At 35.5% G+C, this 16,089-nt stretch carries 9 protein-coding genes and 2 tRNA genes; 10 read left to right on the forward strand and 1 reads right to left on the reverse strand.

Going from position 1 to position 16,089, the window contains the following annotated elements:
- Positions 1-17 precede the first annotated feature (17 nt).
- From AB3H93_RS09785 to gor, 7 genes are all read left to right on the forward strand, one after another.
- Positions 18-91: transfer RNA gene (locus tag AB3H93_RS09785), tRNA-Pro, on the forward strand.
- A gap of 59 nt (positions 92-150) precedes the next feature.
- Positions 151-224: transfer RNA gene (locus AB3H93_RS09790), tRNA-Arg, on the forward strand.
- A 130-nt stretch (positions 225-354) separates the two neighbouring features.
- Positions 355-825 carry a CtsR family transcriptional regulator gene (locus AB3H93_RS09795; protein ID WP_034700167.1) on the forward strand — a complete coding sequence of 157 codons (471 nt, stop codon included), beginning with the start codon at positions 355-357 and terminating at the stop codon, positions 823-825.
- Positions 826-831: 6 nt separating this feature from the next.
- Positions 832-3,312: an ATP-dependent Clp protease ATP-binding subunit gene (locus AB3H93_RS09800; RefSeq protein ID WP_010720716.1), complete on the forward strand. Its 2,481-nt coding sequence runs from the start codon at positions 832-834 to the stop codon at positions 3,310-3,312.
- A 192-nt stretch (positions 3,313-3,504) separates the two neighbouring features.
- Positions 3,505-4,428, forward strand: a complete 924-nt coding sequence (locus AB3H93_RS09805) for a peptidase U32 family protein (RefSeq protein ID WP_014834383.1) — start codon at positions 3,505-3,507, stop codon at positions 4,426-4,428.
- Positions 4,429-4,446: 18 nt separating this feature from the next.
- Entirely contained in the window at positions 4,447-5,688 is a 1,242-nt protein-coding gene (locus tag AB3H93_RS09810) for a U32 family peptidase (RefSeq protein WP_010720714.1), read from the forward strand.
- A 171-nt stretch (positions 5,689-5,859) separates the two neighbouring features.
- A complete protein-coding gene (gene gor / locus AB3H93_RS09815; RefSeq protein WP_063627678.1) occupies positions 5,860-7,206 on the forward strand; it encodes a glutathione-disulfide reductase in 1,347 nt (448 codons plus the stop codon).
- Positions 7,207-7,314: 108 nt separating this feature from the next.
- Here the strand turns inward: gor and AB3H93_RS09820 are convergent, their stop codons facing one another.
- Positions 7,315-8,748, reverse strand: coding sequence for a helix-turn-helix domain-containing protein (locus AB3H93_RS09820; protein ID WP_242697219.1), 1,434 nt, complete (start codon positions 8,746-8,748; stop codon positions 7,315-7,317).
- A 371-nt stretch (positions 8,749-9,119) separates the two neighbouring features.
- Between AB3H93_RS09820 and AB3H93_RS09825 the strand changes: the two genes are divergently transcribed.
- The 3 genes from AB3H93_RS09825 to AB3H93_RS09835 all read left to right on the forward strand — a co-directional run bounded on the left by AB3H93_RS09825 (position 9,120) and on the right by AB3H93_RS09835 (position 16,050).
- On the forward strand, positions 9,120-10,541 hold the full coding sequence (locus AB3H93_RS09825; RefSeq protein ID WP_368020499.1) for a helix-turn-helix domain-containing protein: 1,422 nt from the start codon (positions 9,120-9,122) through the stop codon (positions 10,539-10,541).
- 122 nt (positions 10,542-10,663) lie between these two features.
- A complete protein-coding gene (locus tag AB3H93_RS09830; protein ID WP_368020500.1) occupies positions 10,664-11,176 on the forward strand; it encodes a hypothetical protein in 513 nt (170 codons plus the stop codon).
- A gap of 65 nt (positions 11,177-11,241) precedes the next feature.
- On the forward strand, positions 11,242-16,050 hold the full coding sequence (locus tag AB3H93_RS09835; RefSeq protein ID WP_368020501.1) for a hypothetical protein: 4,809 nt from the start codon (positions 11,242-11,244) through the stop codon (positions 16,048-16,050).
- The last annotated feature ends 39 nt before the right edge of the window (positions 16,051-16,089 follow it).

The raw sequence follows: 16,089 nt of genomic DNA on the forward strand, positions 1-16,089 counted from the left end.
AGTCTTTTTTATATTTTCGGGAAGTAGCTCAGCTTGGTAGAGCACTTGGTTTGGGACCAAGGGGTCGCAGGTTCGAATCCTGTCTTCCCGATTTTTTATTTTTATTGATTTTTCTAGAAATGTATTTTATAATTTAAATGAACTGAATATGCGCCCATAGCTCAACTGGATAGAGTGTTTGACTACGGATCAAAAGGTTAGGGGTTCGACTCCTCTTGGGCGCGTTAATACGGAATCCTGCATTCCGTATTTTTTTATATTTTTAATGATTTCTAAGGGAAAAGTCTTTCTTCTTTCTTTCTGATATTAAATTCGCTATAATTAAGGTCAATATTAGTCAAAGGAATGAGTAAGATGGCGCATCAGAATACCTCGGATTTAATTGAATCATATATAAAAAAGTTTTTAGAAAAGAATGAAATGATTGAGATTCGCAGGATTGAACTGGCCGACCTCTTTAATTGTGTACCTTCTCAAATTAATTATGTGATTAATACTCGTTTTACGATTCAGCGAGGTTATTTGGTTGAGAGTAAACGTGGCGGTGGTGGCTACATACGGATTGCCAAAGTAAGAATTTCTGATAAAAGGCATATGTTGGAACAAGTGAATCAGCTATTCAATGAAACGATTAGTGAAAAAAATGCTTTTGCAATCATCCAAAAATTATATGAGGATCAAATTGTTACTAAAAAAGAAGGCAATTTAATGCTGAGCGCAATTGCCAAAAATACACTGAATGTAGATGGTGGGCTAGAAGATTATGTTCGTGCTCGAATTCTTCGAGCATTTCTTGAACGATTAAGCTATGAAGATGGGAAGTGAAGATGAATGGAAGAACTTTTTACGCAAAGAGCACAATTAGTATTAGAAATTGCACAAGATGAAGCAAAAAAGTTTAAGCATCAGTCTGTTAGTTCTGAGCATATTTTGTTGTCATTGGTTATTGAACCGAATGGAATTGCTGGGAAAGTACTACGTGAAGTTGGATTAACTGAAACAGACATCTACGAAGAGATTGAGCATTTGATTGGCTACGGTACAATGACTTCATATCCTCAAGGAACCTTTTTACCTTATTCGCCACGCATGAAACAAATTTTTGCATTGGCAAATAGTGAAGTAAGAAAAATGGGTGCTCAAAAAGTGGGAACGGAACATATCTTATTGAGTATGCTAAGAGATGAAAGTATCATGGCTACTCGGATGATGATCAATTTGGGGATCAGTTTAACGAAAGTCCGACAATCTTTGAAACAAAAAATGGGCATAAAAAATGATAGTCGTAATAATAGTATCCGTCGTAAAAACCCACAAGAAAAGCGTCAAATGGTAAAAGGTACTCCAACGTTAGATTCTTTAGCAAGAGATTTGACGAAGTTAGCGAGAGACGGAAAACTTGACCCAGTTGTTGGGCGTTCAAGAGAAGTAAAACGCTTGATTCAAATACTTAGTCGCCGAACTAAAAACAATCCTGTATTAGTAGGGGAACCTGGTGTTGGTAAGACAGCGATTGCTGAAGGTTTAGCCCAAAAAATCGTGATGGGTGAAGTTCCTGAAGAGATGCAAGAAAAACGCTTGATGATGTTAGACATGGGGTCTTTAGTAGCGGGAACAAAATACCGTGGAGAATTTGAAGACCGTATGAAAAAGGTGATTGACGAAATCTATAACGACGGTCAAGTCATTTTATTTATTGATGAGTTGCATACCTTGATCGGTGCCGGTGGTGCAGAAGGGGCAATTGATGCATCTAATATTTTGAAACCTGCTTTAGCTCGTGGAGAATTACAGACAATTGGTGCTACAACGTTAGATGAATATCAAAAGTACATTGAAAAAGATTCTGCCCTTGAACGACGCTTTGCTCGAATTCAAGTAGATGAACCGACACCTGAAGAAGCAGAAGAGATTTTACGTGGTCTTCGTTCAAGATATGAAGAGCATCATGGTGTAGAAATCACTGATGATGCGATAAGAGCTGCGGTTCATCTTTCTGTACGCTATATCACTTCTCGTCAATTACCTGACAAAGCAATCGATTTGATTGATGAGTCAGCTGCTAAGGTACGCTTAGATCAAACAGATGATCTTTCGGAATCTACAGTAATTAAGCTGGAAATCGAACAATTAGTCAAAGAAAAAGAACGAGCAATCCAAAAACAAGACTTTGAAATAGCAGCACAATTGCGAAGACAAGAAAAAGCATTACACAAAAAATTAGTAAAACTATTGATACTAGAAGAAAAGCAGGAAAATGGTTATGCTGATCGTGTGACTGAAGAAGATGTAGCCACAGTCGTTTCTGAATGGACAGGTGTTCCATTACAACAACTGGAAAAGAAAGAAAGTCAGCGTTTATTGGAATTAGAAGCACTTTTACATGAACGTGTTGTTGGACAAGATGAAGCAGTCAAAGCAGTATCAAGAGCAATTCGTCGGGCTCGTAGTGGGTTAAAAGATCCAAATCGACCAATTGGCTCCTTTATGTTCTTAGGACCTACAGGAGTTGGTAAAACGGAACTTGCCAAAGCTTTATCGGAAGTGATGTTTGGGGACGAGAATTCCTTGATTCGGGTTGATATGTCTGAATTTATGGAAAAATACAGCACGAGTCGGTTGATTGGGTCACCTCCGGGCTATGTTGGGTATGATGAAGGTGGACAATTAACAGAAAAAATTCGACAAAAGCCCTACTCTGTCATCTTATTAGATGAAGTAGAAAAAGCCCATCCAGATGTATTTAATCTGTTATTACAAGTACTAGACGATGGCCATTTAACAGACTCTAAAGGTCGGAAAGTTGATTTTAGAAATACGATCATGATCATGACTTCCAATATTGGTGCAACCCAAATTCGAGAAGAAAAAAACGTTGGCTTCAATGTCCAAGACATTACCAAAGATCATAAAGCCATGCAAAAGCGTATTTTAGAAGAATTAAAGAAAACATTCCGTCCAGAGTTCTTGAACCGGATAGATGAAACAGTTGTCTTCCATTCATTAAGCAAGGATGAAATCCACTCCATTGTTCAAATTATGAGTCGAGCAATCGTCAAACGTTTGAAAGAACAGGATATCCAAGTGAAGATCACTCCGGCAGCAATAGATGTGATCGGAAAAGCTGGTTTTGATCCTGAATATGGCGCTCGTCCAATACGAAGAGCGTTGCAAAAAGAAATAGAAGATCGCTTAAGTGAAGCATTATTAGGTGGAGAAATCCATTTAGGCGATCAAGTGACAGTGGGAGCCTCCAAAGGAAAAATCACTTTGAATGTACGTCTTCCAAAAAAGTATGTAGTTGAATCATAGGAGTTAAAAAAGAAGTGAGAGAATTTTGTTCCACATAACGATTGAAGGTTATGGGCAAAAGGCTCTCACTTTTTTATTTTTTTTACTTTTTTTCTTGTGAATTTAAATTCAAAAATCCACCAATAAATGTAAGAAGTGTTGGCAACTTTTTTAAGCTATGCTACTATTATGGAGTTGTAGGAGGAGGAAATGATGATCGAAATCATAACTACGGTAGAAACTTTTGAACAAGCAAAAGAATTACTTGAAGCAGGAACAGATACTTTGTATTTTGGCGAGGAACTATTTGGTTTGCGATTACCTGCGTCGTTTACAAGAGAAGAACAACGTCAATTAGTTGAATTGGCGCACACATATGGTAAAAAAGTAAATATTGCGATGAATGGGATTATTCATCCTGAAAAAATGAAAAAAGTACCTGAATATCTACAATTCCTGAAAGAAATTGGGGTAGATCAACTGACAGTAGGTGATACAGGTATCATATACACCATGAAGAAACATCCAGAATGGCGTATTCCCTACATTTTTGATGCAGAAACGTTAGTTACTAGTGCTAGACAAATCAATTTTTGGGCAAAAAGAGGAGCTGTTGGAGCCGTTTTGGCTAGAGAAGTTCCTTTTGAAGAAATGAAAGCCATGGAAGAAAAACTAAATGTTCCTGTAGAAATTCTAGTGTATGGTGCTACTTGCATTCATCAATCAAAACGTCCTTTATTGCAAAATTATTATCATTTTACCAAACAAGAAGAGCGAGTAGATCGTGATCGGGGATTGTTTATTTCAGAACCTAAGAAAGACGACACACATTATTCCATCTATGAAGACACTCATGGGACCCATATTTTTGCCAGCAATGACATCAACCTGTCAAAAGAATTAGGGTTATTGTATCAACATCAGTTCCGTACATGGAAACTTGATGGTTTATTTACCCCAGGAGAAAATTTTGTAAAAATTACCAAAGCATTTGTGGAAGCGAAAGAACAAATCCTTGCAGGTACTTGGAATGAGGAAAGTGCTGAAATATTAAGCAAAAAGATAAGTGAATTACATCCTCAAAATCGTGAATTAGATACTGGCTTCTTCTATATTGATCCTGAAGCCATCAAGTAAGGAGTATGACGAGAAAAAATGACAACAAAAAGAAAATTGAAACGACCCGAAGTCTTAGCTCCAGCTGGGACACTTGAAAAATTAAAGACAGCGATTCATTATGGCGCAGATGCAGTCTATATTGGCGGAAATGCTTATGGACTAAGAAGTCGCGCAGGTAACTTTACCTATGAAGAGATGGCTGAAGGCGTAGCTTTTGCAAAAGCACATAACGCAAAAGTATATGTTGCTGCAAATATGGTGACACATGAAGGAAATGAAGAAGGTGCTGGAGAATTTTTCCGTCAATTACGTGATGTCGGAATTTCTGCCGTAATTGTTTCAGATCCAGCGCTGATTGAAATATGTGCGACAGAAGCACCGGGCTTACCGATCCATTTATCGACACAAGCATCTGCCACTAACTTTGAAACTCTTGAATTTTGGAAAGAAGAAGGATTAGAGCGTGTCGTTTTAGCTCGTGAAGTTTCTATGGAAGAAGTGGCTGAGATTCGTAAAAATACGGATGTGGAAATTGAAGCCTTTATCCATGGTGCGATGTGTATTTCTTATTCTGGCCGTTGTACCTTATCTAATCACATGTCAATGCGTGATGCTAATCGTGGGGGCTGTTCACAATCTTGTCGTTGGAAATATGGATTATTTGATATGCCTTTTGGCCAAGAAAGAAATCATCTGACAGAAAACGGCGAAATAGAAGAAGAATTTTCAATGAGTGCAGTAGATATGTCGATGATCGAGCATATCCCGGAATTGATTGAAAATGGGGTAGATAGCTTTAAGATTGAAGGAAGAATGAAATCAATCCACTATGTATCTACAGTTTCTAATGTTTATAAAGCTGCGGTCGACAGTTATATGGAAGACCCTGAAAATTATGTCTGCAAGCAAGAGTGGATTGATGAGTTATGGAAAGTGGCACAACGAGAACTTGCTACAGGATTTTATTACAATACACCAACAGAAAATGAACAATTATTTGGGGAACGTCGTAAGATCCCTGTTTATAAATTTGTAGGTGAAGTAATGTCTTATGATGAAAAAACCAAAATTGCAACGATCCGTCAACGAAATCTATTTTCTGTGGGAGATGAGATCGAATTTTATGGTCCAGGATTCACTCATTTTAGCCAAACGGTTGAGGTAATGTACAATGAAGAAGATGAATCCATTGATCGGGCACCAAATCCGATGATGATTTTAACTATGCCAGTGACACAACCTGTAAAACCAGGAGATATGATTCGGAAAAGAAAATAAAAGCATACGCTAACCAATCGAATAAAAATAAAGCATCAAAGTTATATTATCTGTTTAAACGTGTTAAACTTATTTTTTGTAAGGATAAAAAGAGTAGAGAAGAAATTTTTCTTGAAAATTTATCCAAAGTAAGAAGAAAAGCAAGCATCTTCTTAAATTAGGAGGCATAGCATGAAAACGTATGATTATATAGTTGTCGGTGGTGGTTCTGGAGGGATCGCCTCTGCGAATCGTGCCGGAATGCACGGTGCAAAAGTTTTATTAATTGAAGGAAATGAACTTGGTGGGACTTGTGTGAATGTTGGTTGTGTACCCAAAAAGGTAATGTGGCAAGCCAGCACGATCCTAGAAACAATGGAACGAGATGCTTCAAGTTATGGGATCCAAGCAGATGTAAAAAAAGTAGATTTTAAAGAGTTAGTTGAAAAGCGTGAGAAATATATTGACTTTTTACATGGTGCGTATCAACGTGGCTTAGATAGCAATCAAGTGGATGCAATTAAAGGATATGCTACCTTTATAGACAGTCAAACCGTGGAAGTAAATGGGGAAACCTATCAAGCAACAAAAATTCTGATTGCAACTGGTGGTAAGCCTAGCAAAATGACGATCCCTGGTGGCGAATATGCAATTGATTCAAATGGCTTCTTTGAGATGACAGAATTGCCAAAACGGACAATTGTTTTAGGAGCAGGTTATATTGCCGCAGAACTTTCTGGTGTTTTACACGGGCTAGGTAGTGAGGTAATGTGGGCGTATCGAAAAGAACGTCCATTACGAACTTTTGACAAAATGCTATCTGATAACTTAGTTGAGATGTATCAAGAAGCTGGGATCAAAACTTACGCTGGACATATAGCTAAAGAAATCATCAAAAACGACAATGAGTATACAGTTGTATTTGAAAATGGTGAACGACTCTCTGGTGATTGTGTATTGTTTGCAGGTGGTCGAGTGCCTAATACCGATCAATTAGGATTAGAAAATACCCAAGTAAAATTAGATGAACGTGGTTTTATAAAAGTTGATAAATATCAAAATACCACAGATCCACATATTTTTGCGGTGGGAGATGTGATCGGTAAAATTGATTTGACACCAGTGGCAATTGCTGCAGGTCGCCGTTTATCTGAACGGCTATTTAATGGGAAAGAAAATTCTTATCTAGACTATCACTTAGTACCAACAGTTGTATTTACCCATCCACCAATTGCAACGATCGGTGTAACAGAAGATGAAGCATTGGCTACCTATGGAAGTGATCAGATCAAAGTTTATCGTTCACGATTTACACCTATGTATTTTGCATTGAATGACTATCGTCAAAAATGTGAGATGAAATTGATTTGCGTAGGAGAAGAAGAAAAAATCATTGGCTTACATGCAATTGGTATTGGTGTCGATGAAATGTTACAAGGTTTTGCTGTTGCAATTAAAATGGGCGCGACAAAAGCAGATTTTGATGATACGGTCGCTATCCATCCAACTGGTGCAGAAGAGTTTGTTACTATGCGATAGAAAGTATAACTATAGTGCGAGTCCAAAGTTAGTTTTTAGACTAACTTCAGGTCGCACTATATTTTTATGCTGTGATACCGATGTTAAACGAGCAATGATGTAACTCCCTTATGCATAAAGAAGTTCTTTTAGGTTACTCCAAAAAGCAGAAGTGGGAATTTTTGATATTTTTAACATATTAGTCGAGATCTTCGTTTGATTTAGCTCGATATCAGTTAAAATTAGGTCATATTGATTGATTTTCACATAATCAACAGAGAAAATATTTTCTTGATACATATCAATTTTATATAACGACGGAAATTTTTTTAACAGCAGTTGTTTATAGAAAGACAAAATCCGTTCTTCCTGATAAGAAACAATGACGATGGATAAATGTTTTTTATAAGGAAGGAGTGTTGATAATAATTGTGGAGATAATGTAATCAGTTCTAAAAATAATTCTTCATAAAGCAATTGGTTTTCTTTGATTTCAGTCAAACCGGCTTGTTCGATTGACTTTTCATAAGCTGATAATAGTTTTTCTGATTCTTTGATAAATGTTTGTGACAAAAGATCTATGTATGTCGTCTTAAAGGATTGCAATCGTTCATTAAAATGGATAAAGTCATTTAGTCTTTGTATGTCATTAGGAGATAAGGTAATATCTATACCCATATAACGATAAAAACTATGAACTAAATTTTGTAATTTCTTTTGCTCCATTAATTCATCATTTTTTGAATTAAAAAAATATAAATGACTATATGAACTTAATAGGTTATGGACATTTGACTTTGTAATACTAAAATTATATTTCTTTTCAATGATCGAACAAAGAACGGTACTTTTTGTCAATAAGTCAAAAAATAATCGTTCACTTTCGGTTTCTTTTTTTAAAGGGTAATCAATTATGTGTCGTTGTCCGATACGAATAATGGACGTATAAAAATAGTAACTATTTAAAATTAACTTATATGTACTTACTGAAGAAAACGTATGGTTTTTATTATGATAACGTTGTAACAAGTCAAATATATAGTCAAAATGTGGTAGTTGCTGCGGGGTATAAATTTCACGAAACATGCTACAAAAAAAATGCCGTATAAAACTTTCGTCACCTGTAATTTGTAACTGAGAAGCAACTTTGATCATGATTGGCCAGTTTCTTTCAGAAAAATATTCATTGATTTTAAAAATAATTCGCCGAATACTGGTTTCACTTAAAAATAATGTTTCAGCGAGTTTTGACAAAACAGGCTCATTGATAAAAATCGTTTTTAAGATTTGAACGTTCGTAGAATGATTTAGTATTTTTTTGATTAAGTCTTCCAGATTCATATCATTAGGCATTTTTAATGTTATGATTTGATATTGATCAATTTTAACGACAACAGGTGAATAGGTGTGGTTAAAAAAAACAATGTCACTTAATAATGTTTTTTTTGTCACATTTAATTGCTTTGTTAGCGTGTTGCACTCAATTGATGACATACCCAGAAGTAATGCTAACTTGACTTGTCTTTCTGAAGTTTTTTCCAGTATATTAAGTTCTTTCATCATCATTTTGGATTTCAAAATCTTAGAAATCGCTTCCTCCCACCTTTCTCTTATGGTATATAAATTATTTTATCATATATTTTTGTTATGTTAGTGTTTTTTTTATAAATTTCTATACTTGTTTTTTATTAACTTTATAGTAAATCGTTCATGGTTATTTGTTACATTGGTTATTATTGTATTTAGTTATTGTTATTTAAAAAATGGAATAAATATATTCTATATGATTGGATTTTTAAATTTTATATTTTAACACAATTCAAATATTTTTGAGAACTTAAATTTCTAAAACTAGAAAAAAACATACGGGAAATTAAAGGAATTGACTGTACGATACTCTTACATGATGTTTAATAGAAGGGAGTTTTGTACTTATGGGGTTACTTGAAAAGCAATTAGAAAGGCAAGTTACCTTACTTTATTTGTTAAATACTAGGTCTTCCAATCTTAACAAACTAGCAAGGAAGCTGACAATTACCGATAAAACACTAATTGCTGATATTGAACACTTCAATGATTCCTACTTTCCTGTTCATATTGAGGTAAATAATCACAAAGAAGTGAGTTTGACGATACCGAACAATGTCAATTTAGATGATATTTTTGTAAAAATACTGAATAATTCAATTAATGTCAAAATACTAAAATACATAGTCATATACGAACCAACACTAACTGAAATTTCTCAATCTTTATTTTTGAGTAAAACAAGTATTCGCAGGATTGTGTCAAAAATAAATAATTATTTTTTTACAGAGACCATAAATATTCAGATCGATTTACAAGCAAAATTAATGGTAGTTGGCAATGAAACGGAAATTAGACGTTTATTTGCATGCATGTTTAAAGAGATGTATCGAATACAAGAGTTTGCTTATTTTGATTCTATCTATCAATTAATACGTAGGTGTCTCAAAGCACAAAATAAAACGGCTAGTGCTCCTAAAATTATTTATTCGGTGTATTACATTTTTCTTTCGATCATTCGTATAGGTCACAAGCACTTTGTACCGGAAGATGAGTTGGAGAATAAAGAAATGGTTGTCACTGAGCTTTTAACAGTAATTCAAAAAGATACGGTCTTTACAACGTTGATGAGTCAAAAATATAAGTTTAATGTAACTAGAAATAATGTAGCAAATGTCTTAAGTTCCTATTTCGGCTTGCTCTTTACAACAGATACTAATCGCCAGACAATCATGCCTAAGAAAATTGAAACTTTTCTTACTCATTTTTATTATTTACTTAATATTGAAGGATCGGTCAGTAAAAGGACAATCGACTACTTATCTGACTTTATCAATTTTTATAAAGAATTAATGATCTTTAAAGTCAGTTATGCGGATATATTTTATCAAAAAGTGATGCAAAACAATCCTAAGATTTGGCAAGCGTATCATCATTCGCTAGAAGTTGCAGAACTGAGCTTTATTGAAAAAAGTGAATTATTACATAAAGACTTATTTTTGGAATTACTTATTTCTTCCAATCAATTAGTACATATGATCGAACCACAAGTGAAAGAAAAGTCAATTTTGGTTTTAAGTACACAGGAAATTGGTGTCGCTTTACTTTATAAAAATATTATTTTAAACAAGTATCCTTTTTTTAAGCAGATTGATATTTATGAACAAGATATCTTTTCAATTGATTACCAGGTATTGAATCAATATGACTTGATACTAACAGATCTCTCCCTGAATTTTGAACGAATCAATGCGGATATTTTAAAAATTTCAAAAGTGCCAACGCCAATTTTTTGGTCGAATTTTGAGGCGTGTTTATATTCTTCCTAAGGACAACTTTTACGAGTGCCATCTTTTTTTATTTTTTGGAAAAAATAGGATGGAGCTAGCTAGAAAGTCAGGTATGATTAAAATAAACAAAAAAATAAAAAAATTTCAAGGAGGAAAAAGTGATGAGTTCTGAAGATTGCAATACGTTATTTTGTGTAGGTATTCTATTTTATGGTCTTTGGATTACAGTTAAGGAAATAGTTAAATTTGCTTGGGAAGTAGCGAAGTGGACTGGAGCTAAGCTTTGGAAAGTAGCAAAATGGACTGGGGTTAAACTTCGAGAAGGATATAAAGTTCTTAAGAACAAATGGGATGAACGGCAAGCAAGAAAGGCATTGGCCAAAGAAAAACAAGACCTAAGCCAAGAAACAGATAAGGTCCCATTACTTAAAGATGAACAAGTTCCAGAATTACAACCAATTGATAAACAAGTTCCAAAATTACAACCAATTTGGGTAGTAGCGCAACAACAAAATCCTGAGAGAGTACCAGTACCAATTAAACAAGTAGATGACAAAAAGAGTATGAAAGATGTCACTACGGGAGCAGTAAGAACCAGTATAAATACTAAAAATAGTCTAACAAGTGGTTTCCAAATAAACAACGGTCATAGTGCAATTGCACATCAGCTTTAATCAAATTGCGCTATTACGCAATTAGTATAGATCTAGTAGAATGATCCAAGAAGGATGGAGGAGGAATGAACTACTTGGTAAGAAAGAATATATTGGAGAACGAAACCGGTGAATGGCAAAATAAATCTAATTTAAAGTCAGAGTTTATCAAAGAAGCATCGTCGTTTTCTGTCAAAAAAGAAAATGTCTTTACTCTTTGTGAAAAGCCAATCCAAGAGAATAATGGAGAAAAGACTGCACTTTTAAAAGTGCAAGATATGTTAGATGACTTTAAATTTGAAGTACTTCGACGGATGGCTGGGGATCGTAAAGTGTTTGAATTACAAAGTGAAAAAACTGAGTATGAAGCAAGAATCGAACACGCCGAGGGAAAAATCAGTGGGGAGCAACTTCAACAAAAAATTAATGTATTAGAAAAGGAACAAGAAACGAAGATCGTAAAGCATGAAAGGGATAAGGCCACAATAGAAAAATTAGAAACAAAGGACGTTTTTTTATCTAATAATAGTCATGAAAGTAATGATTATCTTGGAGCCATCGCAATAGATGAAAAAAAGAAGTACTTTGAGAATAAAGATCTGGCCGAAATATTAGCTAGTCAGATCAGTCAATCGAAACAAGAACTTACTGGGCTTAAGCATCACAAACGAAACGAAGTAGCAGATTGTAACAATAAATTAAATGAATTAAATAATGTTAGTCAGAAAAATCAAAAAATGATTCAAGAGATGTTAAATAAGTCAAATACGCCCAATACGCTAGATCCGCCAAATGCGCCAGATAAGGTAAGAGACCAAACAATAACAGACGCTAAGATTGTTGATAAAATTAAGAAGCTTGTTAAAGAATTCATGAGAACTGAGAATTTTGAAATAATAAAAACGGATACTTTGGAAGAGATGTATGCAAAAGCTACTGCAGTTGATATTACGAGGGAGGAAGTAGAAAACAGAAAAGACAAGGCGAAAAAAGTTCTCGTAGAGACAGCCACTATAAGGAGGAAAAAAAGACAGGATAGGGGGAGTGTATTAGAACAAAATCAAGACCAAATGAATGTATCAGAAAGGGTTGCAGCGTTTGAAAAGAATGGAGAGTCAAAACCCGACCAAACAGTATCAGTAAAAACACCTAATAAAAATGGAAGTAATCTACCAAACGGAAGCAAGCATCAAACGAATAATTCTTTCAATCGATCAGAAGTCGATTTGCGAGATCAAGTAAAACCTGAACCTATCAATCGCCTAAGTAATAGTAATCTATCAAAAGAGAACGAGCATCAAACGAATCATTCTCTCGATGAACCAGAAGTCGGTTTGCGAAAGCAAGCTAAGCCTGAAATTCAAGCTACTAATAGTCTCCCAAATGGTGCATCAGAAAAGGATTCGGCAAATGCTAGACCTTACAGTGGCAATGTGCGAGGGCTAATCGATAAATTTAATAGCGAAAAAAAAGACTCTCACGAGCTTCAGAAAGGTCCTAGAATAACATTCGCTCAAGGACATAGCCAACAAGAAGTGTCTAACCCAAACGGAAATAAGCAGCAAACGAATAATTCTTTTAATCGATCAGAAGACGATTTACGAGAACAAGTAAAACCTGAACCTATCAATCACCTAAGTAATAGTAATCTATCAAAAGAGAACGAGCAGCAAACGAATCATTCTCTCGATGAATCAGAAGTCGGTGTGCGAAAGCAAGCTAAGCCTGAAATTCAAGCTACTAATAGTCTCCCAAATGGTGCATCAGAAAAGGATTCGGCAAATAATAGACCTGTCAGTGGCGATGTGCAAAGTATAATCAATCAATTTAATAGCAACAAAGAAACCTCTCCCGAGCTCCAGAAAGGTCCTAGAATAACATTCGCTCAAGGACATAGCCAACAAGAAGTGTCTAACCCAAACGGAAATAAGCAGCAAACGAATAATTCTTTCAATCGATCAGAAGACGTTTTACGAGAACAAGCAAAACCTGAACCTGAATCTATCAATCGCCTAAGTAATAGTAATCTATCAAAAGAGAACGAGCAGCAAACGAATCATTCTCTCGATGAATCAGAAGTCGTTTTGCGAGATCAAGCAAAACCTGAACCTAAATCTAAATCTATCAATCGCCTAAGTAATGTATCAGAAATAGTTTCGACGTTTGAAAAGAATGGAGAGTCAAAACCCGACCAAACAGTATCAGTAAAAACACCTAATAAAAATGGAAGTAATCTACCACAAGGAAACAAGCAGCAAACGAATAATTCTTTCAATCGATCAGAAGACGATTTGCGAAAGCAAGCTAAGCCTGAAATTCAAGCTACTAATAGTCTCGCAAATAGTGTATCAGAAAAGGATTCGGCAAATGCTAGACCTGGCCCTGGCCATGTGAAAAATCTAATCCATAAATTTAATAATATAGAAGAAAAAGACTCCCTCGTGCTCCAGAAAGGTCCTAAAGCAAATTTTATTCATGGACTTAGCCAACAAGAGGAGCGTAGACCAAATAGAATAGCAAGATCTAGATCAATTAGTCACACATTACATGAAGTACATAGAGAACAAACAGATAAAGGTCGCCGAAACAGTGCACCAGAACTCACTATGCCATCTGAATCTCCATTACGTTCAGAAGCTATGCCATCTGAATCTCCATTACGTTCAGAAGATCGAGAAACATCTTCACCCATGTATGATGACAGTCTTCATGAACGGCATTTAAAATTATCAGATTTTGAGTTAGATCCAGAGAAAAAACCATTTGATGATACACAATTTGACAAATTTCAAAGGTTTGAAAATGATATTCCATTGCGTTACATTGGAAAGTTACGGAATTTAACCAATTCAGAACGTATACTATCATCATTATCTACAACTCAAGATTTAAAGAATCATGACAAGTTAGTTCGTAGAAATTCGGCTCCCGGAGTAATGACGGAACAGGCTATACCAAGTCACAGTTTTGACCAATTTGACCGAATTCTTATACCAAGAGTTAAATTGCGTTATGTTAATGGTAAAGTTAGTTTATCAAAGGAAATTACAAATCAAACTGCTGAACTCAATAAATTTCCAGAATTAAGCAGTTTTACAAACCAAGTTTTAACACCAGGAGATTCCTTAGACCAACCGTCTACACCCAATAGCGATTCAGAAATAAATAATTTTACAAATCAAGTTCCACTACCAAAGGATTCTTCAGATTTACGTTCAGTATCAGAAGGTGACATGAACCAAACTTCTATGCCGGAAAACGTCAACAGTACATTAGATGAAACAGATAGTGTGAAAAAATCAGTTTCGGTTGAGGATCTAAAGTTAGCATACGTAGAAAGATTACGATCTCAGGTCGCGTTTGTCGAACAAAAGATAAAGCACGATGAAGAATTAAAAAAATATGGACCGTACAATAATTTTTTCCTTGATCAATCGAAGAAGTCTAAAGCAGCAAGATCTAAGATAGAAATCGATCTTACTAAAAATAAAACACTATGTGAAGGTTTAAAGACAATTCTTGGCGATGAAAAAAAATTAGCTGAATTTTTAGAAGAGATACAGCCAAAGGATCCTCAGGTGCTAGCTAAGGAACTTGAAAATGTTAAGCAAGATACGGCAGAATTGATAGGAAAAGCCGAAGAGTTAAAAGAAATTACTTATAAAGATCTTAAAAAGAAATGGTATCAGGTGCTGACCCGCCCTTCATTTTATTTGTTTTTAGCAAGACAAGTACTGTGGGTTGCACCGATGGCGTTTTTTAGTGCGATGGCTGGCGCTCTTCCGCTAATGCCTACTGGCACACAATTATTACATGGATCCGCTGTAGTCAACTGGTTAAGAGGCGTGATTATTGGTAGTTATGTCGGTCAACGTTTAGTAAATGCCGTACCTAAAATCATTCCACGTACTTCCAAGAGAGTCCAGCGATTTGCTAAGGAAAGATTTCCTAAGACAGTGGCAGCGCTAGAAAAAGGTTCAAAAACAATTGCTAGACCATTTAAATCCATCGGAAAATCTGTGCGCTCGACAGCTAGAACAATTGGTCGACCTTTAAAACCAGTCGGTAAAGTAGTGGCTAGACCATATAAATTTGGTAAGGAAAAATTAAGTAACCTTAACGCTAAAACCTTTGTTCCAATCGGAAAGAAAATAAAAGAAACATTCGATATTGCCCATTCTGAAAAACGTTCATCAGAAGAAAACCAAAATCTGAAAAAAGGGTTGGATGCTAACGGACAGCGGTTGCCGTTTGCTACTCGAGTAAAAAATGCGGCATTGATGACGACAACCAATTTCGCCAAACGTTTATGGAGAAATAAAGTGAAAACGTTAATTGGAGTCGCCCTATTTGTTGGGTTAGCTACTTTCGGCTTACCTTTACTGTTAACCGCAGCTCTTCCTGCGATTTCTGGTACACTTATTGCTTCAGTAGCAGCTATAGCAGTTCCTGCCCTTTTTACGTTGCTAGGTGTGTGGGTTGCTGATAAATACTTATTGAAACCCCTGCAAAATCGATTAGCTAATCGAGAAAATGCGAAGCGTGAACAGTTATTTACCGAACGCTCAGCTAAAGTGCAAGAACTAGGACAGCACCACTCTCTTACCCCTGACTTTAATACGCGAGTAGCACGAGTGGCTCAGATAGACAATGAAAAGCAAACAGCTGAAAAACAGAAAACGCAGACGAGCCAAAAAACGAAAGAACAAGAAACAGCTCGGACGAGTATATCTTCCATTTCTACTTTGAATAAACAGACAGAAACTGACAAAGTAAGATTAAGGGATTCTGTTAGTAGAGTGCTGAATAATCCAACTAATGAAAAACAATCTAGTGGACGAGCATCAGTGAGCAGTAAAAATGATCACCAGCGCTCGGAGGGCTACGGACGTTAGTGATAATATCACATAAACGCTATATTCAAATTAAGTAAC

Origin of the sequence: Enterococcus sp. C74, from assembly GCF_040887125.1 — a bacterium.
In the GTDB taxonomy this organism is placed as follows: domain Bacteria; phylum Bacillota; class Bacilli; order Lactobacillales; family Enterococcaceae; genus Enterococcus_B; species Enterococcus_B hirae.

Bases quoted from the DNA above. Each gene is read 5' to 3' on its own strand.
- AB3H93_RS09795 (WP_034700167.1), top strand. From the start codon at position 355: ATGGCGCATCAGAATACCTCGGATTTAATTGAATCATATATAAAAAAG.
- AB3H93_RS09800 (WP_010720716.1), top strand. From the start codon at position 832: ATGGAAGAACTTTTTACGCAAAGAGCACAATTAGTATTAGAAATTGCA.
- AB3H93_RS09805 (WP_014834383.1), top strand. From the start codon at position 3,505: ATGATCGAAATCATAACTACGGTAGAAACTTTTGAACAAGCAAAAGAA.
- AB3H93_RS09810 (WP_010720714.1), top strand. From the start codon at position 4,447: ATGACAACAAAAAGAAAATTGAAACGACCCGAAGTCTTAGCTCCAGCT.
- gor (WP_063627678.1), top strand. From the start codon at position 5,860: ATGAAAACGTATGATTATATAGTTGTCGGTGGTGGTTCTGGAGGGATC.
- AB3H93_RS09820 (WP_242697219.1), bottom strand. From the start codon at position 8,748: ATGATGAAAGAACTTAATATACTGGAAAAAACTTCAGAAAGACAAGTC.
- AB3H93_RS09825 (WP_368020499.1), top strand. From the start codon at position 9,120: ATGGGGTTACTTGAAAAGCAATTAGAAAGGCAAGTTACCTTACTTTAT.
- AB3H93_RS09830 (WP_368020500.1), top strand. From the start codon at position 10,664: ATGAGTTCTGAAGATTGCAATACGTTATTTTGTGTAGGTATTCTATTT.
- AB3H93_RS09835 (WP_368020501.1), top strand. From the start codon at position 11,242: ATGAACTACTTGGTAAGAAAGAATATATTGGAGAACGAAACCGGTGAA.